We start from the raw sequence: 23,735 nt of genomic DNA on the forward strand, positions 1-23,735 counted from the left end.
CGAGCCGTCACCAGGACCGGGCCACGAATCTGGTTCTGAACCGCTGACGCAGCCCGGGCCGGTGCGCGCGAGCTCGATGCGCTCCGGCGCCGCGAGCCAACGCCGTCAGGTATCGCGGACCCGTGCCGAACTGAGCATGTGCGGCCCGGTACTTACGCCTGCGTTCTGCCATGGATCGTTCGCCCCCTCCAACTGGCGGCCTCACCCCTGAAGAGCCGCCATGCCGGCACCACAGCACGAATCATAAACGTGATTCGTCTCACAGTCATTGGTTTCACTTGTCCGCATTGCACGACTTTCATCGGTTTTGAACCAGCTATTTCGGTCCATTTCCGGACCACGTACGTGTTTACCGAATGCACGAATGCGGACATCCCCGACGCCGGACGGGCCTGGTCACGAGGAACGTTTCAGCATGATCAAGGGGTGGGATCATGAAGAGTCGACCGTTTTGCTCGATCGCGCGTATCAGGGGGACGACGCCGCGTTCGGCACTCTCTATCGCAGGGTGTCCCCAATGGCCCGCCGCGCCGCGCACAACATCGTGCGCGACTCACACGCGGCCGACGACCTTGTCCAGGAGACGTTCTATCTCGTGCTGCGGGCGGTCCGGTCCGGCCGCGGCCCGCGCGACTCGTTCACGGGGTACGTCCTCGCGACGGTGAAGCACCTGGCGTACCGGTACTGCAGGACCGAGAGCCGCATGGTCGCCAACGACGACCCGGACATGTGGGAACGGCACGCCGACATCGTCGTCCAGCCGCCGGCGCAGGCGGAGCGGGCCACCGCGGCCTGGGCGTCACTGCCGCCGCGATGGCGCAGCATCCTGTGGCTGGTCGAGGTCGACCGGTACTCGCCGGCCGAGCTCGCCGCGGGGCTGTCGCTGACGCCGAACGCGGTCTCCAGCCTCGCGTCTCGGGCCCGGCAGGCGTTGCGGACGGCGTACTCGGCGGCCGACTAGCGGACGCCGCGCAGCCAGCGGCGTTGTAGCGGGGTCTCGACGGCGTTGCGGTGGTAGCGGGCGCGGATCCAGTCGACGGCCTCGTCCGCCGGGACGCCGTCGAGGATCGCCAGCGCGGACAGTGCCGTCCCCGTCCGGCCGCGGCCGCCACGGCAGGCGACCTCGACCCGCTCGCCGTCGCGCGCCCGCCGGTGCGCCTCGTGCAGCGCGTCGAGGGCGTCGGCGCGGTCGAGCGGGATCCAGAAGTCCGGCCAGCGGACCCGCCGATGCGGCCACGCGGGCATCGTCCCGCCCGTCAGGACCAGCGCGAAGTCGGCCGGGCTGGCCGCTGCGCCGAGCGGCCGGCCGCGCACCGTCGCGCCGCTGGGCAGGGTCACCACGCCGGTGTCGTCGAGCCAGTCCGCCATGCGTCGATTCTCGCCGGTCGCGGCGGCCGGCTCGGCCGGCTCGGCCGGATCCGCCCTACGCCCACCGCGAACGCCGGCCGGCGGCGGCCGGCAGCTCAGACGGTCTCGGGGACGGCGTCAGCGGCGGGCTCGGCGCGACGGCGGCGAGCCGACGCGGTCGGACGACGTAGGCCGAGGGCGATGCCGGCGCCGCAGAGCAGCGAGCCGGCCAGGCCGACCGGGGTCCAGGCGGACGTGCCGGCGACGACTCCGACGATCAGGCCGGCGATCGGCATGACCCCGGCGAACAGCCCGGCCCGGTCGGCGCCGAGCCGGACCACGCCGCCGTACCAGAGCAGGAACGCGATCGCCGTCGTGCACACGGCCAGGAACGCGAGCGTCGCCGCCTCGGAGGCCGTCGGGACGACGAGGTCGGCGCCCGGCTCGAGCACGGCCAGGACGGCCAGCAGCGGGACCGCCACCAGGCACACCGCGCCGGACACCTGCAACGGGCTGAACTCCCTGAGCAGCGGGACGGCGAGCAGCGTGAACGCCGCCTCGCAGAGCAGGAAGCCGACGGCGTACGGCAGCGCGCCGAGCGGGGCCGTCGTCGCGCCTTGCACGACCAGGATCCCGGCGACGACGAACGTGCTGCCGGCGAGCGTCCAGGCGCGCACCCGGCCTCCGTCGAGCAGCGGACCGGCCAACGCCAGCACCAGCGGCGTCGCGCCGAGCACCGCGGCCATGAACGCCGGGTCCGATCGCGTCGTGCCCTCGATGAGCAGCCAGTTGAACGCCGCCAGCCCGGTGCCGGCCAACAGCACGAGCCGGCCCAGCTGACGCGGCCGCAGGCGCGGGAGGCGGACCCGGCGCGCCCGCATGACGGCGAGCAGCACGAGTCCGGCCACCAGGTACCGCCACGCCTGCCCGGCCAGCACCGGGTAGTCGGCCAGCAGCGGGCCGAAGGCGATCGAGGCGCCCACGACGGTCATGCCGACGGTGCAGGCCAGAGCACCGGCGACGGCGGGCGACGTGAATCGGGTCATGGGATGATCGTGGCGTGCCAACTGGCCCATGGACAGGGCCAGACGCGACGTGGTCCACTAGGCCAGTGATGTCCGACGTCGCCGCCGAGCTGGCCACGCCCTGGGGTCCGCCGCCGCCGAACGGGAAGGCCGCGTGGCTGCGCGGACGGCTGATCGACGCGATCCTCGGCGGCCGCTTGCTGCCCGGGACGGCATTGCCCGGCGCCCGCGATCTCGCCCACGCCGTCGGTCTGGCCCGCGGCACGGCCGACGCGGTCTACGCGCAGTTGCAGGACGAGGGGTTCATCCGCTCCGAGCCCCGGCGGCGGCCGGTCGTGACCGGGGGGCCCGGGGCAGGTGCGCCGGCGCTCGCCCCGCCCAGCTCGGCCGCTCCGCCGCCGTCGCCGGGGGTGCCCGATCCGGCGCTCTTCCCGCACCGGGCCTGGGCCGCCGCGACCCGCGAGGCGCTGGCCGGGCTGTCCGAACGGGACCTCGGCTATCCGGATCCGGCCGGTCACCCCCGGCTCCGCGCCGCGCTGGCGGACTGGCTCGCCCGGACCCGCGGGGTCGCGGCCGAGCCGGACCAGATCCATGTCACCGGCGGCGTCTCGCACGCGATGTGGATGCTGGCGACGGTGCTCGGCGCGGCGACCTGGTCGGTCGAACGGCCCTGCTCCCCCGGCACGACGCATCACCTGGTGCGCCGCCGGGTCGAGGTGGTGGAGGTGCCGATCGACGCCGACGGGATCGATCCGGCGCTACTGCCCGGCGCCTCGGCAGGTGACGGGGGCGGGGCCGGGGCGGTGATGATCACGCCGAGCCACCAGTATCCGACCGGCATCCAGTTGTCCGCGGCGCGGCGACGGTCGCTCGTGGATGCGTGCCGCGCCGCCGGCCGCTGGATCGTCGAGGACGACTACGACTCGCACCTCGCCGCACCGGGCGTCGTGCCGGCGGCGGTTCAGGCGCTGGCGCCGGACCTGGTCGTGTTCACCGGTTCGCTGTCCAAGCTGCTGGCGCCCGGACTCCGGCTGGGCTGGATCGTCGCGCCGCCGACCGTCGCCGACCGGCTTCGTGAGCAGCGTGAGGACTCCGACCTCGGGGTGTCGGCGGTGCTGCAGCTGACGGTCGCGGCGCTGATCGAGTCCGGCGGACTGGACCGGCACCTGCGCCGGGCCCGCCGCGTTTACGACGAACGCCGGGCGGTGCTGGCGGCGCGACTGGCGCCGCGGTATCGGCTGAGCGGCGCGCCGGTCGGGGTGCACGCGTTCGCCCCGGCGGACGACGCGGCCTCGTTGGCGCGCGAACTGCGGGCGGACGGCATCCCCGCCGCCGCCGTGGACGACGAGCGGCATCCCGGCGCCGTGATCTCCGTCGCCGCCGTCCGCTGAGGCCGGGCGTCCGCTGAGGCCGGGCGGTCCGCCGTGGTCGTCGCGGCGAACGCACTAGGACCCGGCTGTCCTCCAGCTCGAGGGGCAGCAAGGCCGCAGCCGATACCGTCAATTCACAAGAGCCACAGCGGACATGGAACGGCGGCCGCCCCGTGATGGGAGCGGCCGCCGCGTGAATCAGGCGGTCAGACCGCCGCGCCCTGCCGGGCCGGCTCGTCCTCGCCGATCACGGCCGAGCGCCGCTTCGAGAACCACACCGCCCCGATGATAATCGCGACCGCGACCAGCGCGATCGTGTAGCGCAGGCCGTCGTTGGCGTCCGCGCCCACCGACATGGAGACGATGGCCGGCGCGATCAGCACGGAGACCAGGTTCATCACCTTGATCAGCGGGTTGATGGCCGGGCCCGCGGTGTCCTTGAACGGGTCGCCGACGGTGTCGCCGATGATCGTCGCGTCGTGGGCGTCCGAGCCCTTGCCGCCGTGGTGGCCGTCCTCGACCAGCTTCTTCGAGTTGTCCCACGCACCACCGGAGTTGGCCAGGAACACCGCCATGAGCACACCGGTCGCGATGGCACCGGCCAGGTAGCCGGCCAGCGGGCCGACGCCGAGACCGAAGCCGACCGCGATGGGCGCCAGTGCCGCCAGCAGACCAGGCGTCGCCAGCTCACGCAGCGAGTCCTTGGTGACGATGTCCACCACGCGCGCGTACTCAGGGGTCGACGTACCGGCCATGATGCCCGGGTCGTCGCGGAACTGACGGCGCACCTCGAACACGACCGCGCCCGCTGCCCGGCCGACGGCGTTGATGGCCAGGCCGGAGAACATGAACACGACCGAGGCACCGACGATGACGCCGACCAGGACGTTCGGCGAGACGATCTCGAGGATGAACGACGTATCACCGGAGATGTCGCCGCCCACGTTGATCAGCTCGCGCGAGATGGCGTCCATGTAGGAGCCGAACAGCGCCGTCGCCGCCAGGACCGCCGTCGCGATGGCGATGCCCTTGGTGATGGCCTTGGTGGTGTTGCCGACAGCGTCCAGCTCGGTGAGGATCTGCGCGCCCTCGCCGTCGACGTCGCCGGACATCTCGGCGATGCCCTGCGCGTTGTCGGAGACCGGGCCGAACGTGTCCATCGCGACGATGACGCCGACGGTGGTCAGCAGGCCGGTGCCGGCCAGCGCGATCAGGAACAGCGACAGCTCGACCGAGCCGTCACCCAGCAGGAACGTGCCGTACACGGCACCACCGATGACCAGCGCGGTGTAGACGGCCGACTCGAGGCCGAGCGCGATGCCGGAGAGCACGACCGTGGCCGGGCCGGTGAGCGACGTCTTGGCGACGTCCTCGGTCGGCTTCTTGTCAGTGCCGGTGAAGTAGCCGGTCAGCCACAGGATGATGCCGGCCAGCACGATGCCCATGAAGACGGCGACGGTCGCGAGGACCCGCGGGTCACCGTCGTGGTCGCCGAGGCCACCGTCGAGCTGGGCGAAGCTGTCAGGCAGATAGGCGAACGCCGCGATGGCGCACAACACCGCCGAGACGAGCGCTGAGATGTAGAACGCCCGGTTGATCGTGGTGAGGCCGTTCTCGCCGGGCCGCGGACGGGTCAGGAAGATGCCGAGGACCGCGGTGAGCGCACCGAGCGCCGGAACGATCAGCGGGAAGACCAGGCCCTCCTGGCCGAAGGCGACCTGGCCCAGGATCAGCGCGGCGACCAGCGTCACGGCGTAGGACTCGAACAGGTCGGCCGCCATGCCGGCGCAGTCGCCGACGTTGTCGCCCACGTTGTCCGCGATGGTCGCGGCGTTGCGCGGGTCGTCCTCGGGGATGCCCTGCTCGACCTTGCCGACGAGGTCGGCGCCGACGTCGGCGGCCTTCGTGAAGATGCCACCGCCGACACGCATGAACATCGCGAGCAGCGCGGCGCCGAAGCCGAAGCCCTCGAGCACCGTCGGTGCGTCCTCCTGGTAGGCGAGAACGACGATGGCCGCGCCCAGGAGTCCGAGACCGACGGTGGCCATGCCGACGGCGCCACCGGTGCGGAACGCGACCTTCATCGCCGGGTCGCGGCCCTCGTCACGAGCGGCGGCGGCGACACGGACGTTCGCCCGTGTGGCCAGCCACATGCCCATGTAGCCGATGGCGGCGGAGAAGGCCGCACCGACCAGGAAGAACAGCGACCGGCCGAACCGGACGCCGGGATCCCCGGGAAGCAGGAAGAGCAGCCCGAACACCAGCACCACGAAGATGGCCAGCGTCCGGAACTGCCGGTTGAGGTAGGCCGCGGCGCCCTCCTGGACGGCGCGCGCGATCGTCTTCATGCTCTCGGTGCCCTCAGGGGCAGCGAGAACCTCCCGGCGAAACAGCGCCGCCATAGCGAGGGCTGCCACCGCGATCAACGCGACGACAACCACATAGGAGAGGTTGAGCCCGGTCATTCGTCCTCCTTGACGTCGCCCTCGGGCAGGGCGTTGAAACAGCTGTTCGCGCCCGGTCCGTTGGACCGACCGCTGACAGGAATCGGCTCGTTCGGTGTCGCCGGACCGCAACGTGGGCAGGATCCGGCCGACCTGCGGAGTCTAGAGTGCTCTAGCCCCAAAGTTCACGTCGGTCCCCTACCGACATCGTCATCGTCGTGTGAAAGTACCCACACGACGCGACCGCAACGGGCCACTCAGGGCATGTCCGTGGCGGCCACGGCCTCCTCGAGCGTCTCGTGGATCGGGAAGACCTTCGTGAGACCGGTGATGCGGAAGATCTTCAGGATGCGCTCCTGGTTACAGACGAGCCGGAGGGAGCCGTCGTGCTGGCCGACCCGCTTCAGGCCGCCGACGAGGACGCCGAGCCCGGTGGAGTCGAGGAACTCGACCTCACGCATGTCGACGACGATGTGGTAGTGACCCGAGTCGACGAGCTCGACCAGCTGGTCGCGCAGTCTCGGCGCCGTGTAGACGTCGATCTCACCACCGACCGCGACCACGCTGCGGCCACTCTCGGTACGGGTCGACAACGACAGGTCCACGCAGATCCTCCATGCCTCCATCGGTCAACACACAGCGCTCACCGCGTGCCGGGCTCATCCGCATTCAACCATGATGCGAGACTCACGAGGTGCCCCGCCCGAACGACCTGCTCGATGTCCTGCTGACCGGTCCGCACCGGACCGGACGTGTCACGCACATCGAATCGATCCCCGCCCGGGCCGCCAAGCCCGGCACGTGGCCGCTCTGGGTGGATCCCGTCGTGCGCGATCGCTTCATGACCGCTGGCATCGTAGCGCCCTGGGCCCATCAGGCACAGGCCGCTGCTCTGGCCTGGTCCGGTCGGCACGTCGTCATCGCCACCGGTACCGCGTCGGGGAAGTCGCTCGCCTACCAACTGCCGGCGCTGACGGCGGCCCGTACAGGACGGCGCCTCGGCGGCACGACGCTGTACATCTCGCCGACCAAGGCGCTGGCCGCGGACCAGCTGCGCTCGCTCGACGACCTGGGCGTCCCAGGCGTCATGGCGACGACGTACGACGGCGACACCCCGATCGAGCTGCGCGACGTGGCCCGCACGCATGCGACGTACCTGCTCACCAACCCGGACATGCTGCACCACGCGGTGCTCCCGGCGCACCACCGCTGGGCCGGCTTCCTGCGGTCGCTGCGGTTCGTGGTCGTCGACGAGTGCCACGGCTACCGCGGCGTCTTCGGCTCCCACGTCGCGCAGGTCCTGCGGCGGCTGCGGCGCGTCTGCAAGATCTACGGGTCGTCGCCGACGTTCGTCCTCGCCTCGGCGACGACGGCGAATCCGGCCCGCACCGCCGAGCTGCTCATCGGGATGCTGCCCATCGAGGCCGTCACGGAGGACTGTTCGCCCAGCGGCGCGAAGACGTTCCTGCTCTGGGAGCCGCCCCTCCTCGGCGACGGCGCCGGGCGGGGCGCGCGCGGCGCCGACACCGGCGGGCTGGGCAGCGGTCGTACGGACGTGTCTTCCGCCGGGCCTGCCAACCCGATTTCCGGCAACGCCAACCCCGGCAGCACGGCCCCGGGCGGTCCGCCTGCGGCTGGTGCCGTCGTCGTCGGCCCCGGTGCCAGCACCACCGACTCGGCCGGTTCCGGTTCGTGGGGCGTCGACGGCGGGACGGCACGGCGGCGCAGCGTGCTGGCCGAGACCGCTGACCTGCTCACCGACCTCGTCGTGGCCGACGCCCGGACCGTCGCGTTCGTGCGGTCCCGGCGCGCCGCCGAGACCGTCGCCGGGCTGGCACGGTCGGCGTTGTCCGAGGTCGACGCGTCGTTGCCGGACCGGGTCGCGTCGTACCGCGCCGGCTATCTGGCCTACGAGCGCCGGTCGCTGGAGGCGGCGCTCAACGACGGGTCGCTGGTCGGCCTCGCCGCGACGACGGCGCTCGAGCTCGGCGTCGACGTGAGCGGGCTGGACGCCGTGCTGATCGCCGGCTGGCCGGGGACCCGGGCGTCGCTGTGGCAGCAGGCCGGGCGAGCCGGGCGCGCTGGTCAGGAGAGCCTGGCGGTCCTGGTGGCCAGCGACAACCCGCTCGATTCGTACCTCGTGCAACACCCCGAGGCGATCTTCGAGCAGCCTGTCGAGGAGACGGTGCTGGATCCGGACAACCCCTACGTCCTGGCGCCGCACTTGTGCGCCGCCGCCGCCGAGCGTCCGTTGACGGTCGAGGACGCGGCCATCTTCGGCCCGTCGACCGAGGACGTCCTGCCCACACTGGAACACCGGCGGCTGCTGCGGCGGCGGGTCAAGGCCGAGACCACCTGGCACTGGACCAAGCGGGAACGCCCGACCGACCTGGCTGACCTGCGCGGGTCCGGCGGACTGGTCAGCCTCGTCGAGGTGGGCACCGGCCGCGTGCTCGGCACCGTCGACGGCGTCCGGGCGCATTCGACCGCCCACGAGGGCGCCGTCTACGTCCACCAGGGCGACACCTATGTCATCGAGAGCCTGGACCTCGACGAGGGCGTCGCGATGGCGCAACCCGGCGCGCCGGACTACACGACGACGGCGCGCGAGGTCAGCACGCTGCGGGTGCTGGAGGAGTCGGCGTCGGAGAAGTGGGGGTCGGCGCGCCTCGCGTTCGGCACCGTCGAGGTGGTCAGCCAGGTCGTCGGGTACCTCAAGCGGGCGCTGCGCAGCGGCGAGGTGCTCGGCGAAGTCCCGCTCGACCTGCCCGAACGCCGGCTGCGGACCCGTTCCGTCTGGTGGACGCTGCCCGACGACGCGATCGCCGCCGCCGGGGTGTCGATGGCGGACGCGCCAGGCGCGGCGCACGCGGCCGAGCACGCCTCGATCGGGATCCTGCCGCTGGTGGCCAGCTGCGACCGCTGGGACATCGGCGGGCTGTCGACGGTCCTGCATCCGGACACCGGCATGCTCACGGTCTTCGTGCATGACGGTCACCCCGGTGGCGCGGGCTTCGCCGAACGCGGCTTCCACGCGGCGCGCTCCTGGCTGACGGCGACGCGCGACACGATCGCCGCCTGCCCTTGCCCCGACGGCTGCCCATCGTGCGTGCAGTCGCCGAAGTGCGGCAACGGCAACGAGCCGCTCGACAAGGCCGGGGCGGTCCGGCTGCTGGACGTGCTGCTGTCCGCGACCGACTGACCCGCGCTATATCCGCACGTCGGCGGGCGGGTCGTCGCTACGGTGAGACGTAGGGGGTCGATGAAGGGGTGTCGCCGTGGGTCTGGTCGCTGTCGCACTGATCGTTCTCCTGCTCGCTTTGTTGTTGACCATCGGTGTGCTCACCGGCGCCGGTGAGTCGCTCTCGGTGGACCTGCTCGGTTCCGAGGTCACGACGTCGGGGTCCGGGCTGTACATCGCCGGGTTGATCACCGGCCTCGCGACGCTGGCCGCGTTGTGGCTGCTGCGGATCGGGCTGCGCAAGGAGCTGAAGCAACGCAAGCGGATCCGCGACCTAGAGCGACGTGCCGGTGGCGGCGCCGACGAACCGCACGGCACGCCGGCCGACGAGCGTCCGTCCTCCGACGCCGACCGTCCGCGATCCGACGAAGACGAGCACCGTCGCGACAAGGACGGCGACCCGGAGCCGGCCCGCGCTGACTCCGGGACAACCGACCGCGACCGCTCCTGACCGCTGCCCCGCCAATCGACCACGCACGGCCACCGGCTCCGTGCCCGAGCGCCGGCCGCGCCATGACGGCCGACGGACGACCGTGCCGCCGCCTTGTGCGGCGCGGCAGCACGCGTCCGCGGGGTCCCCAGCACGCCGGACGGGTACGTCGAACCACCACCTAGGCTGGCCGCGTGACGTCGCCGCTGGGGTCGATCCCCGCACCTGGGCTGGTGCTCGGCGGCATCTTCTCCCTCCAGATCGGCGCCGGTCTCGCGAAGGGCCTGTTCGACACGCTGCCGCCGACCGCCGTCGTGTTCCTGCGGCTGGCGTTCTCGGCCGTGGCGCTGGCGGCCATCACCCAGCGGGCGGTCCGCGCCGCGCTGCGTCGTGCCTCGCGCGGTGACCTGGGGCTCGCGGTCACCTTCGGGCTCTCGCTGGCCGCGATGAACATCGCGATCTACGAGTCCTTCTCCCGCATCCCGCTCGGCGTCGCCGTCACGATCGAGTTCATCGGCCCGCTCGGGGTGGCGGTCGCGCTGTCGCGCCGTCGGCTCGACCTGGTCTGGGTGCTGCTCGCCGCCACCGGGGTCGTGCTGCTGGCCCGCGGCGGGCCGGGCGGCATCGATCCGGTGGGCGTGCTGTTCGCACTGGTGGCAGCCGTTGGCTGGGCGGCGTACATCCTGCTCGGCAAGCAGCTGGGCCAGCGGTTCCCGGGATCGTCCGGCCTGACCGTGGCCAGCGTCGTGGGCGCCGTCGCGGTGGCACCGATCGGACTGACCACGGGCGGTGCCGACCTCTGGCAGACGCACGTGCTGGTGTTGGCGGCAGGGATCGCGCTGTTGTCATCGGTGATTCCGTACTCCTTCGAACTCGAGGCGTTGCGTCGCATGCCGGCGACGGTGTTCGGGATCTTGATGAGCCTCGAACCGGCGGCGGCCGCGCTGGTCGGGCTCGTGGTGCTGAACGAGGTGCTGCACGTCCAGGAATGGATCGCGATCGGGCTCGTCGTGGCAGCCTGTCTCGGCGCGACTCGGCAACCAGCGAGCCGCGCCGAGACCTGACCTCGCCGGAGCTGCCCACGCACGGAGGTCGCCCCCACGCCGGACCGCCATTCCTTAGCCAGGTCGCGGCGGGCCGGCGCGGGCACGCCGGTCCTGGGCGGGCAGCCACGGCAACGCTGACGTGGTCTCGACCCGCACCTGGACCTCCACCTCCATGCCGTCGATGACGCAGTCGCGGAGGACGGCACCGTTGGCATCGGCGATGCGGCCGGCGTCGGCGCAGGGATCCGCTGAGCCGAACGCCAGCCGGTTCGCCGCCGCCAGCGCGGCGAGGTCTGCCGCCGCGGCCGCCCGATGACGAGCCGACTGACCCGCCGCCAGGACCGCCACGGCCTGCAACGCGACCATGACCACCAGCACGATCGACAGGATGAACACCGTTCCCGCGCCGCGCTGGCTGCAGCGGCGTCGGACCGGCATCATCCCGCCTCGGCCAGCGCGACCGAGCCGCCCGACACCGTCGGCGCCGGAAGCGTGTCGCCCAACGGACCCGGCATGGACATCCGCGCGCTGACCCGGACCTCGATCGTCCCGCCGATCTCGTCGACGTCGACGTCCGCGCCCGCCGGCGCCGCCTCGGCCGCGACGTCACGGACGACCGCCAGGTCCTCGCCTCGTGCTGCTGCCCGCGCCGCCTCACGAGCGGCGTCGGTGCACCTCAGATGCCCAGCGGCGATCGTCACCGCCCAGACCGCCATGAGCAGCACCAGCACGAGTGCCGGGAACCCGGCGGCGATCTCGGCCGTCACCATGCCGCGGTCGTGGGCCGACGTCAGGCGTCGCAATCGGCTGCCGATGCCTGGATCGCCCCGCGCCGTGGGTCGCCGGCGGCTCATCCGCCGATCACCCCGAACGCCTTGTCGATGACGTTGCTGAGCAGGTCCTGAATCGGCTCACTGGTCAGCAGCTTGTAGAGCACGCCGCCGAAGCCGCACGCCGCGACAGTCCCGACGGCGTACTCAGCGGTCGTCATACCGCGCTCGCTACGCAGCCGGCCGAACCGGTTGATGATCTTGGACATGGTAGGAACCTCCCTGGAAACCGGCGGACCGGCCGGCGCGGAGGCCGCGTTCTGCAGGCCTGCGACCAGGTTCTTCGGCCGGACGGGCGGATCCCAGCGCCGATCGCGATTTTGGGGACAACCAACGGAATCGGGTCGGCCTGTGGACAAGCCCGGCCCTGACGGCGTCCGCTCAGGCGTAGGACCAACCGGACCAGGCGGTGATCTCGATCAGGATGATCGGCCCGCGCGGAGGATCGGCGCGGTACTGGCCGTAGCGAAGGCTCAGCACGACGAGCGCGCCGTCGCGCCCGCGGCCGTCGTCGAGGACGACCGCGCGACCGTCGGCTCGGACCCACCAGAGCCGGGTCCAGTCCTCGTCGTAGTGGTCGCACATGATCGCTACGAACGGGTTCTCGGCGATGTTGCGCAGCCGCTGCAAGGCGAGGGTGGTCTTCGGCTTCTGGTCGACGGCGATCGCGACGCGGTCGGTTCCGGACGCCGACACCAGGGCGAACGTGATGGGGACCAGGTGCGGACGGCCATCGGCACCAGTGGTCGCCAAGTGCGCGACCCGGGCAGCCGCCATCCGCTGCCTGCACACCTCTGGCGTCAGCCGCACGACGCATCACCGCCCAGGTCGAGGCTACCGGCGCGGTGTCAGAGCAGCAGTGGACCCGACGTCGCGATGACCGGCACGACGCCGACCAGCACGAACGCCGGCAGGAAGCAGAGTCCCAGCGGCGCGGCGGCCCGAGCGCCCAGCGAACGGGCCCGAGCCTCGCCCGCCCACCGCGCGGCGTCGCGGGCGTCGGCGGACACGCGCTCCAGGACGGGCGACGGAGACGTCCCACGAGTCATCGCCGCGGTGAGCGCTCTGGACAGCGGCCGCACCGCGGGCTCGGCGGCGAGATCGGCCCAGGCGACGCCCGGTTCGACGCCGACGTTCGCAGCCGCGGCGGCGTCGATGAGAGCACGGCCGAGCGGTCCGCCGATCGCCGCGCCGACGGTCTCGGCGGCGACCGCGGGTGGACAGCCCGCCGAGAGCGCCGCCGTCATGAGGTCGGCGGCCAGCGGCAGCATCGCGACGACCCGTTCGCGCTCACGTTTGCGGGCCGCCGGTTCGAGCCGGCCCAGGCCGTACCAAGCTCCGGCCACGACACCAGCTCCCACGACGAACCCCACGGCGCCGCCGATCAGCCAGACCGCGGCGACTCCGGCGATCGCCGCGGCGAGCCCTCGGGTGTGACGCGGGGCTGCTGCACGATCGGGGCGCTCCAGACCTCCCGACCGCTTGGCCGGCAGGAGAGGCGTCGGCCGGCCGAACCGCACCGGCCGCTCCGCCCGGCGACCGGTCGACCCGTCGGCGACCAGGCCATGACCCGAACCGTCGACCACCCGGCCACGGCCTAACCCGTCCATCAGGTCCTCGGCGGAGGCGTCTGCCACAGCCGGGCCGCGGGAACCCGTCCGTCTCCTGATCAAACGGGGTTCGCGGTGGTGCAGGACGGAGCGCAGCCGGGCGACTCCCGGCGCCGGTGCGAACGCCACGACCGCGGCAAGAGCGGCACATGTCATGGCCAGCAGGGTCATGATCGGTTCACCGTCCTTGCTCGTCGGGCCTCATCGGAGCCCCGCAGGCCGGGCTCGGCGAGGTCACGATTCCCACGATGACCTCGTCTGTTGCGACGCCCGGTCGACCCAGACCAGGCCCATCGCGACGAACAGCGCGGCCAGGATCAGGCAGGCGAGGCCGTACGGCGTGCCGGTGAGGAACCCGGCCGCGTCGGCGTCGCCCGCCGAGAACAACAGCAGCGTCGCCACCGGCAAGCAGGCCATGAGCCGCGCCGTGGCCCGGACCGACGCCAGCTGGGTGTCGGCCTCGCGCCGGACGGTCGCCTCGGCTCGAACCGAGTCGGCCACCGCGACCAGCACCGAGGACAGGGCGGCGCCGGTGCGTTCGGACACCTCCCAGGCGGCAGCGACCGCTCGAAGCGCGCCCGCACCTGCCAACGCGCCGGTGGCCCGAAGCGCGGCTGCCGGATCGCCGCCGAGCGCGGCTCGTCCGGCGGCGGGACCGAACAGGTCGGGCCACTCGGTGGCGACCGCGCTGAGCGCGTGGGCCGGTGGGACACCTGAGGCGAGCTCGCCCGCGAGGGCCACGCAACCCTCGGCGACCTCGGACTCCCGCCGCCGCCGGTCCTGTCGCTGCCGCCGACGCCGCAGCAGAGACCGCCCGAGCGGGACGGCGAGCAGCCCGCCCACCAGCCCGGCCGGTCCGGCCAGAGCAAGTCCACCGACCCCTGCCGCGACCGCTGCACCGAACAGGACGACGCGCGGCGACAGCGAATCCGGCCCCATCGCACGACGATGGGCCGGCCGGCCGAGCCGCGTCTCCAGCAACGACGGCCGCCCGGTCCAGACGACCGCCGCCAAACCACCCAGCACGATCGCCAGTAGCTCCGTCACGGCTCCCACCCCCGCCGCGCGAGGAGTCCGGCCAGCACGTCGAACCCTGGACCACGCGACACCGCGCCGTCACCGTCCACCAAGAACGCCGTCGCCGTCTCCAGTCCGCCCGCGGCGGCACGCGACGCCGCGCCCGCTCCGTCGCCGACCATCACGTCGACCTGCGCGACCCGCCGCCGGCCGTCGTCATCGCGGACGAGGTGGATCACGGCGTCGAGGGCCGCCCGCGCCTGTGCGTGAACGGCCGCCCGGCCCAGCCCGGCGGCCAGCCCGAGCGCCTCGAGCCGGGCCGGAACGTCCGCCGTCGAGTTGGCGTGCAGCGTCCCGCAGCCGCCTTCGTGGCCGGTGTTCAGCGCTGCGAGCAGATCGACGACCTCGGCGCCGCGGACCTCGCCGACCACGATCCGGTCCGGCCGCATGCGCAGGGCCTGGCGCACCAGGAGGTCGAGTCCGATGCGGCCGGCGCCCTCGACGTTGGCGGCGCGGGCTTCGAGCCTGACCACGTGCGGATGGTCGGGCCGCAGTTCGCCGGCATCCTCGACCAGCACGATCCGCTCACGTGGATCGCAGACCCCCAGCAACGCCTCGAGCACCGTGGTCTTGCCGCAACCGGTAGCGCCAGTCACGAGGAACGCCAGCCGGGCCTGGACGAGCGCCGTCAGCCAGGGATCGAGCTCGGCAGGCACGGTCGCCGCCGCGACGAGGTCGGCGAGACTCAGGGCCCGGTCGGAGGGAACGCGCAATGAGATGACGGTCCCGTCGGGAGCGATCGGCGGTACGACCGCATGGAGCCGCACGCCACCGGCCAGCCGAGCATCGACGTAAGGAACGGCGTCGTCGAGTCGCCGGCCCGCCGAGGCGGCGAGACGGACCGCGAGCCGCCGCACGGCGGACTCGTCGCGGAAGCGCACCGGCTCGCGCCGCAAGCCGTCGCCGTCGTCGAGCCAGACCTCGTCAGGAGAGTTGACCAGCACGTCCGTCACGCCGGGCCGGCGCAACAGCGGATCGAGCGGACCGGCGCCGGTGATCTCGGCCCGCAGCACCTCGGTGACCTCGAGCACGGCGGCGTCGCCGAGGACCGCGCCCTCGGAGCGCAGCAGCGCGGCGACCCGGGCCGGCGTCGGTGCCTCGGCCGCCTGAGCCAGAGCGGACCTGATGCGGTCGAGGAGAGTCTCGTCGAACCTCATCGGCCCACCGCCGAGCGCAACGGATCGAGCGTCGGCCTAGCCGGAGCGAACCCTCGGCCGCCTCTCACCCCGCCCGGCCTCATACGCCCACCGGCCGGTGCTCGCGCAGCAGAGTCTCGATCAGCCGTCCGCACCCCTGGACCAGCGGGCCCTTGTCGTCCAGGCCGGGCGATTCGCCGCGGTCGAGCTGCACCCCGAGCCGGGGTTCCGCCGGGAGGTGCATGGCGAACGGCAGGCCGAGCGCCATCGCGACGTCAGGTCCGCTCAGGCCGGACGACGACGGTCCGCGCGTCACCACCCGCACGTCGGCCGCCAGGGTGGTGAGGCTCGCCGCGACCCGGGTGGCCGCCGCGACCGCCCGCACCTCCGCCGGCACGACCAGCAGCACCGAGGCGCACAGTCCGATGGCGTACTCGGCGGCCGGATCGGGCCAGCGCGGCAGATCGAGCACGACCAGGTCGACGGCGCGTCTGGCCGCGGCCAGGACGACGTCGGCGGCGTCGGGCGCCAGCGTCAGCAGGTCACCGCGATCCCAGGACAGGACCGCCAGTCCGTGCCGGCCGGGCAGTTCCGACCGCAGTGCCCGCGCGCCCAGCCGGCCCCTGCTGTCGGCGAGATCGGGCCAGCGCAGGCCGGTGACGTCCTCGGCGCCGAGGACGAGGTCGAGGCCGCCGCCGAGCGGATCGAGGTCGGCGAGGATGACCGCCATCCCCTGCCGGCTCGCCGTCACCGCGAGACCTGTGGCCAGCACGGATGCGCCCGCGCCGCCCCGGCCGCCCACGACCCCGACCACGAGCGCTTCGCCGCCGCCCCCTTCCGCGGCGTCGGCGAACCGGCCGGCCAGCCAGGGCTCGTCCTCGGGGAAGAACAACACCTGCTCGGCCCCGAGCGCGACGCCGCGGCGCCAGACGCCGGCATCGTCACTGCGTTCGCCGATCAGCAGGACGCCGGGTCGTCGAGGCAGCGACATGGCGAGCAGGACATCGGCCTCGTCGTTGCCCACGACCACCAGCGGGACCTGCGCCCAGCGCGAGCGCGCCGACTCGGGCCGATGGGTGACCTCGAGCTCGACCGACGCCGCGGCGGCGAGCCGCAACAGATCGTCGAGGAGCGCGTCGTTGTGGGTGACCACCAACGGGCGCGGTGGCGGCGGCACGTCGATCGGACTGCCCGGCCGGTGGCGGGAACGGGTGATGGTGTTGGACACGGGGGACCTCCGGGGATGGGTGCGGAACTCCCTTCCACCCTTGCCGCTGAGATCCGTTCGTTCGCGGGCCGATTCGCGAAATGTGGACAACTCGGCGAACCCGTTGGTGCTGTGGACAGCGGGCGCGTCAGCCGACCTGGCCGTGGCGGCAGGCATGCCGGCTGGCGGGCACTCCGCGGGGGCCGGAGACCGTCCCCACCCCACCGGCAGAATCCGATGTAACCGGTGCCACAAAAGAACACGGCCCCTGCCGGGTGGGAGGCAGGAGCCGTGCGGACCCGGCCAGGGGGGCGGGCCGGGTCAAAAGGCGGCGGGGGGGTGCCGCCAGAACGGATAGTCCCCAGCGGTGGCGGGGGCCAAACACACGTGACAACTTTTTAATCCACACCCGCCACGGAGCCGCCTGGAAGCGGCCCAGCGCGCGGATCTATATCCTCGATACTTGTGGACAACGACGACCGCCCTCCGACCGCGGCGTTCTTCGACCTCGATAAGACGATCATCGCGAAGTCGAGCACGCTGGCCTTCTCCAAGAGCTTCTACCAGGGCGGTCTGATCAACCGTCGAGCTGTGCTGCGCAGTGCGTACGCCCAGTTCGTCTACCTCGTGGGCGGCGCCGACCACGACCAGATGGAACGCATGCGCGAGTACCTGTCCGGCCTGGTCACGGGCTGGGACGTGCAGGTGGTCAAGGACATCGTGGCCGAGACGCTGCACACCATCGTCGACCCGATCGTGTACGACGAGGCGGTCACGCTGATCGAGGAGCACCACCTGGCCGGCCGTGAGGTCGTCGTCGTGTCGTCGAGCGGTGTGGAGGTCGTGGAGCCGATCGGCGACATGCTCGGCGCCGACCGCGTCATCGCGACTCGCATGGTCGTCGGCGACGACGGCAAATACACCGGCGAGATCGACTTCTACGCCTACGGCGAGAACAAGGCCGACGCGATCCGCGAGCTGGCCAAGGACAAGGGCTACGACCTCAGCCGCAGCTACGCGTACACCGACTCGGCGACCGACCTGCCGATGCTCGAGGCGATCGGCCACGCGTACGCCGTCAACCCCGACCGTGCGCTGCGCCGGGCCGCGGCCGACCACGGCTGGCCGGTGCTGGTGTTCTCGAAGCCGGTCGCGCTGCGCCAGCGGGCGTCGATCCGCGACGCGCCGAAGCCGGCCATCGCGGCGGCGGCGATCAGTGCGGGCGCGGCGGCCGCGGGGCTGGCCTGGTACGCCGTCCGCCGGCGCCGCTCCTGACGCCTCAGGATTGACGGTATCGGCTGCGACCTCGCTGCCCCTCGAGCTCGAAGACAGCCGGGCGGCCGTCCGCCGGATTCGTCTCGTCCCGACCGGGATCCCGAGCCGGGAGCGGCGTCAGCCGCCGAGTTCGCGCGCCCGATCGCGGTAGTACGCCGCCTCGTCGTCGCGGCCGAGCTCGTACAGGACTTCGCCGAGGCGGGCCATGGCGGGACCGTGGCCGGCGTCGGCGGCGCGGCGGTAGATCCGTTCCGCGGACTCGAACTCCCCTCGCTCCACGTAGGAGTCGGCGAGGAACATCCAGTTGGAGAGGTTGCCGGCGGATGGGTCGGTGACCGGTCCGGACTCGATCTGCTGGTCCGTACCGGCCTGCTGCTGCGCCAGCGCTCGCGACCCGACCACAAGGGCCGCGGAGATCACCCCGCAGGCCGCGAGGATCGTCGCCGAGGCGGCGGTCGAGATCTGCACGTCCATCGCGATCGCCACGATCAGCGCAGCGAGCAGCACCACTACGCCGGCCAGAACGATCCACATGACGTGTCTGAGCCGGTTCCCCCGGTTCACCATGGTTTCCGATCATGGCCCCGATAGGCAGACCTCGCAAACGGAACGAACCGTGACCGCGATGTGCTGTCCGGATCAGCAGGTCGGGGCCACAATCGGTCCATGGAGACCGACGACGAGCGAACAGTGCCCTTGGAGCTGGGCACCGTCGGTCCGCCGTCTGCCGACGACGACGATGCGGAGAACTCCCGCCCGATCCCACGGTGGCGGCTGTGGACCGGACTGGGCGCGGCGCTGGTCGTGGGCGCAGTCGTGGGCATCGTCGCGAACAACGCCCGCAACGACGCCGCCGAGTACGCCGAGGTCGGCCTCGTCCGCGGCACGGTCGACGTCGAGTTCGGCTCGCCGCTGTCGTCGAACGCGCAGCGGTTGTCCATCAACCTGGTCAACACCGGGCCGCGTGAGCTGGAGATCCTCGAGGTCGACGTCGACGGCTTCACGTCGGTGCCGAACCCCGACGGCGAGGACAGGCCCGTGTCGGTGGCACCCGGAGAGTGGGTCCGCGTCGACGCTACGGTCGAGTCGGACTGCGACACCCGGCCGCCCGGAACGCTGCAGGTCAACGTCCGCACCGGCTCGGGCGAGCGGACCGTGGCCGTGGCCGGGCAGCCGGGCGACGATCAGCTGATCTGGGCCTGGCAGACCGGCTGCGACACGGCCGGCGGCACAGGCGTGTTCATCGGCGACACCCGCACCATCTCGGCCGACGCCAGCGGCGCGCGCATCGTCCTGCCGGTGACGAACGGCGCCGACGAACCGCTCACCGTCACCACCATGGAGACCACGACGCCGGGCTTCGCGATGACGACCGATCCGCTGCCGGTCGATGTCGAGGCGGGCGCGACGGTCCAGGTCGAGACGGTGTGGACGGTGACGGACTGTGAGGCCGCCGCCCGGTTCGCCGAGGCGACCGTCGCCGTCAACATCCACAACGAGAGCATGGACACCCGCGTCTCGCAGCCGCTGGACAACACGACGCTGATCGAGCTGGTCCGCCTCTCGGTCCGCGTCTGCGAAACGTAAAGATCTGCCCATTGCCCTTTCGCTGGCCCCCCGCGATGACCTAGAAACGAAGTACGGACCGCAAGGTCCACGCACGGCGGTAGGGAACCCACGCGGCGATCCACCCATGTACGGGCAGTCGTCCCCGGGAATGCCGGGGCGACGGACGCGATGCACGCTCTGGTAACCCATCTCAGCCGTGTCAGCGGCGGCGCCCTACCTCACGCGGGGCGCCGCTCGCATGTGCGTGACGCAGCCCCGCCGTGAGGTGAGTTTCTAGCCCGCCTCGGACGCCGGCGTCCGCACGTGTTCGGCCAGCGTGAGCCCCACCTCGGCGCCGCGGGCGTACGCGTCGGCGCACTGGCGGATCCACGCGCCGACGCCGTCCGGCGCACCGCCCGCGTACGCCTGCGCCAGCGCCTCGTAGGCCCGCTCCAGCGCGAGGTGCCCGGCCTCCGGCACGCTCACCGCCTTCGTGTCGACGCCCAGGGCGACGAGCACGACCCGCTCCGCCGCCCGCGCGACCACGCCGTCGGCGACCCCGAACGTGCGCAGCGCCAGCAGCTCACCGTGCACCAGCGCCGCGACGACAACGCCCGGCGCCGCGGTCGGCGCCGTCGCCAGCCGCAGCAACTGGTCGAGCCGGACGGCGTCCGCCGACTCGCGCGGGCGCCCCAGCTGATCGGCGTCGGCGACCAGATCGCGTGCGGCCAGCATGTGCAGCCTGGCCAGCGCCTGCCGCGGCGACCGTCCCCACACCTGGGCCAGCTCGGGTACCGCCGCCGTGACCCGCAGCGCGCCCTGCAGCACCGGATCGTCGACGGCGTCCGGGTCACCGCCATCGAGCGCGGCCGATGCCTGCGCACCACGCAGCGCGGACAACGCCGCCACCCGGCCGGCGTCGCGGCGCATGGCCGGATGCCGGAGCAACGCGTCGACGGAGCTGCGGGCCTGCGCGGCCGCCGCACCCACGCCGGTCAGGCTGAGCACCTCAGCGAGCGGATCGTCCATGCGGTCAGCCTAGGAGGGGCCGGGCAAGACCGGCGATGAGAGGGGGCCGGAGGTCTCCTCGACATCGTCGGTGCGAGGCGCAGGATCGGGTGGCCGTACAGGAGCTTGCTCGGCCCGACGACTCTGATGTCCAGCCAAGAAGCCCGATTGACAAAAATCAACTTTACATACAAGAATCTCTTCGCATGAGGGATGTGCTCTACCTCGACGAGGTCGGCAAGGCCGAAGCGCTGATGAAGCCGCAGCGCGTGGAAGTGCTGCGGCAGTTGGCCGAGCCACGCTCGTGCACCGAGGTCGCCAGAGCCCTCGGCCAGACGCCACAGTGGGTCTACTACCACGTGAAACGCCTGGTCGACGCGGGTTTGGCGGTCCGGGTGAACGAGCGCCGGGTGCGCGGCATCAACGAAGGCGTCTACCAGGCGACCGCCCGGTCGTACTGGCTGTCGCCGCGCCTGGTCGGCCGGCTCGGCCCCCGTCGGAGCAGGGACGCCCTCAGCCTCGGCTACTTGCTCGACCTCATGGAGGAGGTGCAGGACGATGTCGCGACGATCGCGGGCCTGGCCGGCAGCCCGGCCGCGCCCGAGCTGCCGTCCATCGGCGTCTCCGGCGAGATCCGGGTCGACCCGGAGCGGCGCCAGGAGTTCCTCGCCGACCTGCGCTCCACCCTCGAGGACCTCTTCACCCGTTACGGAGGCGCCGACGGCGACGAGTTCCGGCTCGCCGTCGCGCTGTACCCACGCATCGCGAAGGAGACCCCACGATGACCCCGCCCGCCAGGTTGCGAGCCCGCGCGCAGGCGCCGCTGGCCGCCGTCCGCCGCGCGCTCACCGATCCCGCCGCCCTGCGCAGCTGGCTGGCCGAGTTCGCCGAGGTCGACCCGCGGCGGCGACGCTACGCGTTCTGGGGCCGCTACACGCCCGACGGCGCCGAGCCGCGGCAGCGCCTGCTCCATCTCGACGACACCACCATCCTGCTCGCCTGGTCGCTGGGCGGTGAGGACACGACGACCGAGATCGTGCTGGCCCCGGACGGGCCCGACGCCACGCTCATCACGCTGACCCAGTCGCACGTGCCGCCGTGGAGCGTCGAGGTCGCCGAGACCGACATCCTCGGCATGCTCCCGACGTTCTGGGCGCTGTCCATCGCCAACCTCGTCGACTACCTCGAGGGCCGCGACCTCACCCCGAAGTGCGACTTCACCTCGCTCGACATGCGTGGCGAGGTCACCATCGCCGCGACACCCCGGGACGTCTACGAGTCGATGGTCGACCCCGGGCTGTATCGCCAATGGTTCGGCGCCAACGTCCAGATCGAACGGCACGTCGGCGGCCGGTTCGCCATGGGCGGCTTCGACCTGGACGACGAGCCCGCGGTCATCGTCGAGCTGGAGCCGGACCGCAAGGTGAGGCTCGAGTGGCCGTCGCTGGTCGCCACCTGGGAGCTCGAAGGCTCCAACGGCGGCACCCGGCTGACGTTCGTGCACAGCGGCTTCGACGAGGACAACCCGCCGTACGGCGGCTGGCTCGGCTGGCTCGGCGGAGTCGCAGCGTTGCGCCGGTTCCACGAGCTGTACCACCCCGACCTGATCTGGGTGCAGCTCGACCTGCCCGGCCTCCCCGACGGCATGCTGACGGAGTCAAGCCATGACCAGCGCTGACGTCGTCGCCCGGGCCGGCCGGCGTGAGTACGCCGGACTGGCCGTCCTCACCCTGCCCACGACCCTCATCTCGCTGGACATGAGCGTGCTGTACCTGGCGCTGCCGCACCTCGGCGCCGACCTCGGCGCGAGCAGCCTGCAGCAGCTGTGGATCACCGACGTGTACGGCTTCATGGTCGCCGGGCTGCTGATCACGATGGGGACGATCGGCGACCGCATCGGCCGGCGCCGGCTGTTGCTGATCGGTGCGGCGGCGTTCAGCGTCGCCTCGGTCGTGGCCGCCTACTCCACCAGTCCCGAGATGCTCATCGTCACCCGTGCGCTGCTGGGGGTCGCCGGCGCGACGCTGATGCCGTCGACGTTGACGCTGATCAGCACCATGTTCCGCGACCCGCGCCAGCACGGCATGGCGATCGCCGTCTGGATGGCGTGCTTCATGGGCGGCCTGGCCCTCGGCCCCATCGTCGGCGGCGTGTTGCTCGAGCACTTCTGGTGGGGCTCGGTGTTCCTGCTCGGCGTGCCGGTGATGCTGCTGCTCCTGGTCACCGGGCCGGCGGTGCTGCCCGAGTACCGCAACCCGGCGGGCGGCCGGCTCGACCCGGTCAGTGTGCTGCTCTGCCTCGGCACGGTACTGCCGCTGGTCTACGGACTGAAGGAGATCTCCCGCGACGGTGTCCGGGTGCTGCCCGCGGCGGCGGTCGTGGCCGGGCTGCTGGCCGGGCACCGGTTCGTCCGCCGGCAGCGGGCGTCGGCCGAGCCGATGCTCGACCTGCGGCTGTTCGGCAACCGCACCTTCACGGCCGGGCTGACCATCTCGACCATCGCCGGAGTCATGGCCGGCAGCCAGCTGTTCGTCTATCTGTACCTGCAATTGGTGGCCGGCCTGTCGCCGCTGGACGCCGCGCTGTGGCTGCTGCCGTCGGCGCTGGTGACGATCGTCAGCCTGCAGGTCGCTCCGTTGCTGGCCCGGCGGTTCGCGCCGGCGCGGGTCATGGCGGCCGGGCTGGTGCTCGTCGCGGCGGGCTACGTCCTGCTGACGCGGGTCGACGGGTCCGGCTCGCTCGGGCTGCTGATCACCGGGCTCGTGGTGACCGCGGTCGGCATCGGGCCGATGGCCGGGCTCAGCATGGGGCTGGCGCTCGGCTCGGTCCGCCCCGACCAGGCCGGCTCCGCGGCGGCGATGTCCGAGACGGCCGGCGAGTTCGGCATCGCCGCCGGAGTCGCCGTCATGGGGGTCATCGGCACCGCGATCTACCGCCACGCCGCCGACGCCGACCAACTGCCCGCCCCCCGAGGGGAACTCGCCGCCGACGTCCGCGACGCCCTGGCCGGCGCGCTCAACGGCACGGCGACCGTCAGCGCCGTGATCGCCGTCGGGCTCGGCGTCCTCGCCCTGGCCGCCCTTCGCCACGTCCGCCCGGTCGGCGCCGAGGACCCACCGTGACGACCGCGGTTCTACGACT

General features: G+C 72.4%; 24 protein-coding genes. 10 read left to right on the plus strand and 14 right to left on the minus strand.

Annotation, left to right across the window (positions count from 1 at the left end; translation table 11 throughout):
* Positions 1-415: 415 nt before the first annotated feature.
* Complete coding sequence (locus tag BLV05_RS03060; protein ID WP_267884839.1) at positions 416-961, plus strand: RNA polymerase sigma factor; 546 nt, start codon at positions 416-418, stop codon at positions 959-961.
* Here the strand turns inward: BLV05_RS03060 and BLV05_RS03065 are convergent.
* Complete coding sequence (locus BLV05_RS03065) at positions 958-1,368, minus strand: protein-tyrosine phosphatase family protein (protein ID WP_046766518.1); 411 nt, start codon at positions 1,366-1,368, stop codon at positions 958-960. The two genes, BLV05_RS03060 and BLV05_RS03065, sit on opposite strands and share 4 nt — an antisense overlap.
* Positions 1,369-1,463: 95 nt before the next feature.
* A complete protein-coding gene (locus BLV05_RS03070; RefSeq protein WP_046766517.1) occupies positions 1,464-2,393 on the minus strand; it encodes a DMT family transporter in 930 nt (309 codons plus the stop codon).
* 68 nt (positions 2,394-2,461) lie between these two features.
* Between BLV05_RS03070 and BLV05_RS03075 the strand changes: the two genes are divergently transcribed.
* Positions 2,462-3,763, plus strand: coding sequence for an aminotransferase-like domain-containing protein (locus BLV05_RS03075; RefSeq protein ID WP_052762027.1), 1,302 nt, complete (start codon positions 2,462-2,464; stop codon positions 3,761-3,763).
* 185 nt (positions 3,764-3,948) lie between these two features.
* On the opposite strand, the gene BLV05_RS03080 is transcribed toward BLV05_RS03075, so the two are convergent.
* On the minus strand, positions 3,949-6,207 hold the full coding sequence (locus BLV05_RS03080) for a sodium-translocating pyrophosphatase (protein ID WP_046766516.1): 2,259 nt from the start codon (positions 6,205-6,207) through the stop codon (positions 3,949-3,951).
* A gap of 236 nt (positions 6,208-6,443) precedes the next feature.
* Positions 6,444-6,791: an STAS domain-containing protein gene (locus BLV05_RS03085; protein ID WP_046766515.1), complete on the minus strand. Its 348-nt coding sequence runs from the start codon at positions 6,789-6,791 to the stop codon at positions 6,444-6,446.
* Between the two features lie 89 nt (positions 6,792-6,880).
* Here BLV05_RS03085 and BLV05_RS03090 point away from each other — a divergent pair, with 89 nt between their 5' ends.
* From BLV05_RS03090 to BLV05_RS03100, 3 genes are all read left to right on the plus strand, one after another.
* Positions 6,881-9,388, plus strand: a complete 2,508-nt coding sequence (locus BLV05_RS03090; RefSeq protein WP_046766514.1) for a DEAD/DEAH box helicase — start codon at positions 6,881-6,883, stop codon at positions 9,386-9,388.
* Positions 9,389-9,464: 76 nt separating this feature from the next.
* The gene (locus BLV05_RS03095) at positions 9,465-9,878 is read left to right on the plus strand and encodes a hypothetical protein (protein ID WP_046766513.1); all 414 of its coding nucleotides are present in this window, start codon (positions 9,465-9,467) and stop codon (positions 9,876-9,878) included.
* Between the two features lie 173 nt (positions 9,879-10,051).
* Positions 10,052-10,921, plus strand: coding sequence for an EamA family transporter (locus BLV05_RS03100; RefSeq protein WP_052762026.1), 870 nt, complete (start codon positions 10,052-10,054; stop codon positions 10,919-10,921).
* Positions 10,922-10,975: 54 nt separating this feature from the next.
* Here the strand turns inward: BLV05_RS03100 and BLV05_RS03105 are convergent, their stop codons facing one another.
* The 8 genes from BLV05_RS03105 to ssd form a co-directional block, all read right to left on the minus strand.
* Positions 10,976-11,341, minus strand: coding sequence for an Rv3654c family TadE-like protein (locus tag BLV05_RS03105; RefSeq protein ID WP_160312696.1), 366 nt, complete (start codon positions 11,339-11,341; stop codon positions 10,976-10,978).
* Entirely contained in the window at positions 11,341-11,757 is a 417-nt protein-coding gene (locus BLV05_RS38100; RefSeq protein WP_197683517.1) for a TadE family type IV pilus minor pilin, read from the minus strand. The genes BLV05_RS03105 and BLV05_RS38100 overlap by 1 nt, the downstream gene beginning before the upstream one ends.
* On the minus strand, positions 11,754-11,942 hold the full coding sequence (locus tag BLV05_RS03115; RefSeq protein ID WP_046766510.1) for a DUF4244 domain-containing protein: 189 nt from the start codon (positions 11,940-11,942) through the stop codon (positions 11,754-11,756). The genes BLV05_RS38100 and BLV05_RS03115 overlap by 4 nt, the downstream gene beginning before the upstream one ends.
* 172 nt (positions 11,943-12,114) lie before the next feature.
* Positions 12,115-12,543 (minus strand): TIGR03668 family PPOX class F420-dependent oxidoreductase, encoded by a 429-nt coding sequence (locus tag BLV05_RS03120; RefSeq protein WP_201777953.1) that lies wholly within the window; start codon positions 12,541-12,543, stop codon positions 12,115-12,117.
* Between the two features lie 38 nt (positions 12,544-12,581).
* Positions 12,582-13,343, minus strand: coding sequence for a type II secretion system F family protein (locus BLV05_RS03125; protein ID WP_160312695.1), 762 nt, complete (start codon positions 13,341-13,343; stop codon positions 12,582-12,584).
* A gap of 234 nt (positions 13,344-13,577) precedes the next feature.
* Positions 13,578-14,390, minus strand: coding sequence for a type II secretion system F family protein (locus BLV05_RS03130; protein WP_152690520.1), 813 nt, complete (start codon positions 14,388-14,390; stop codon positions 13,578-13,580).
* Entirely contained in the window at positions 14,387-15,577 is a 1,191-nt protein-coding gene (locus BLV05_RS03135; RefSeq protein WP_046766508.1) for a TadA family conjugal transfer-associated ATPase, read from the minus strand. Before BLV05_RS03135 ends, BLV05_RS03130 begins: the two co-directional genes overlap by 4 nt.
* A 79-nt stretch (positions 15,578-15,656) precedes the next feature.
* Positions 15,657-16,784 (minus strand): septum site-determining protein Ssd, encoded by a 1,128-nt coding sequence (gene ssd, locus BLV05_RS03140; RefSeq protein ID WP_046766507.1) that lies wholly within the window; start codon positions 16,782-16,784, stop codon positions 15,657-15,659.
* Between the two features lie 438 nt (positions 16,785-17,222).
* Here ssd and BLV05_RS03145 point away from each other — a divergent pair, with 438 nt between their 5' ends.
* A complete protein-coding gene (locus tag BLV05_RS03145) occupies positions 17,223-18,038 on the plus strand; it encodes an HAD family hydrolase (RefSeq protein WP_046766506.1) in 816 nt (271 codons plus the stop codon).
* A gap of 117 nt (positions 18,039-18,155) precedes the next feature.
* On the opposite strand, the gene BLV05_RS03150 is transcribed toward BLV05_RS03145, so the two are convergent.
* The gene (locus BLV05_RS03150; RefSeq protein WP_046766505.1) at positions 18,156-18,605 is read right to left on the minus strand and encodes a tetratricopeptide repeat protein; all 450 of its coding nucleotides are present in this window, start codon (positions 18,603-18,605) and stop codon (positions 18,156-18,158) included.
* Positions 18,606-18,704: 99 nt separating this feature from the next.
* Between BLV05_RS03150 and BLV05_RS03155 the strand changes: the two genes are divergently transcribed.
* Positions 18,705-19,625 carry a hypothetical protein gene (locus BLV05_RS03155; RefSeq protein WP_152690518.1) on the plus strand — a complete coding sequence of 307 codons (921 nt, stop codon included), beginning with the start codon at positions 18,705-18,707 and terminating at the stop codon, positions 19,623-19,625.
* A gap of 255 nt (positions 19,626-19,880) precedes the next feature.
* Here BLV05_RS03155 and BLV05_RS03160 read toward each other — a convergent pair whose 3' ends face one another.
* A complete protein-coding gene (locus BLV05_RS03160) occupies positions 19,881-20,615 on the minus strand; it encodes a Fic family protein (RefSeq protein ID WP_046766503.1) in 735 nt (244 codons plus the stop codon).
* A 185-nt stretch (positions 20,616-20,800) separates the two neighbouring features.
* Here BLV05_RS03160 and BLV05_RS03165 point away from each other — a divergent pair, with 185 nt between their 5' ends.
* The 3 genes from BLV05_RS03165 to BLV05_RS03175 are packed head-to-tail and all read left to right on the plus strand — an operon-like array spanning position 20,801 to position 23,716.
* A complete protein-coding gene (locus tag BLV05_RS03165) occupies positions 20,801-21,379 on the plus strand; it encodes a winged helix-turn-helix domain-containing protein (RefSeq protein WP_046766502.1) in 579 nt (192 codons plus the stop codon).
* Entirely contained in the window at positions 21,376-22,272 is an 897-nt protein-coding gene (locus tag BLV05_RS03170; RefSeq protein WP_046766501.1) for an SRPBCC family protein, read from the plus strand. Before BLV05_RS03165 ends, BLV05_RS03170 begins: the two co-directional genes overlap by 4 nt.
* Complete coding sequence (locus BLV05_RS03175) at positions 22,259-23,716, plus strand: MFS transporter (RefSeq protein WP_046766500.1); 1,458 nt, start codon at positions 22,259-22,261, stop codon at positions 23,714-23,716. Before BLV05_RS03170 ends, BLV05_RS03175 begins: the two co-directional genes overlap by 14 nt.
* Positions 23,717-23,735 lie beyond the last annotated feature (19 nt).

The organism is Jiangella alkaliphila (genome assembly GCF_900105925.1).
Classification (GTDB): Bacteria; Actinomycetota; Actinomycetes; order Jiangellales; family Jiangellaceae; genus Jiangella; species Jiangella alkaliphila.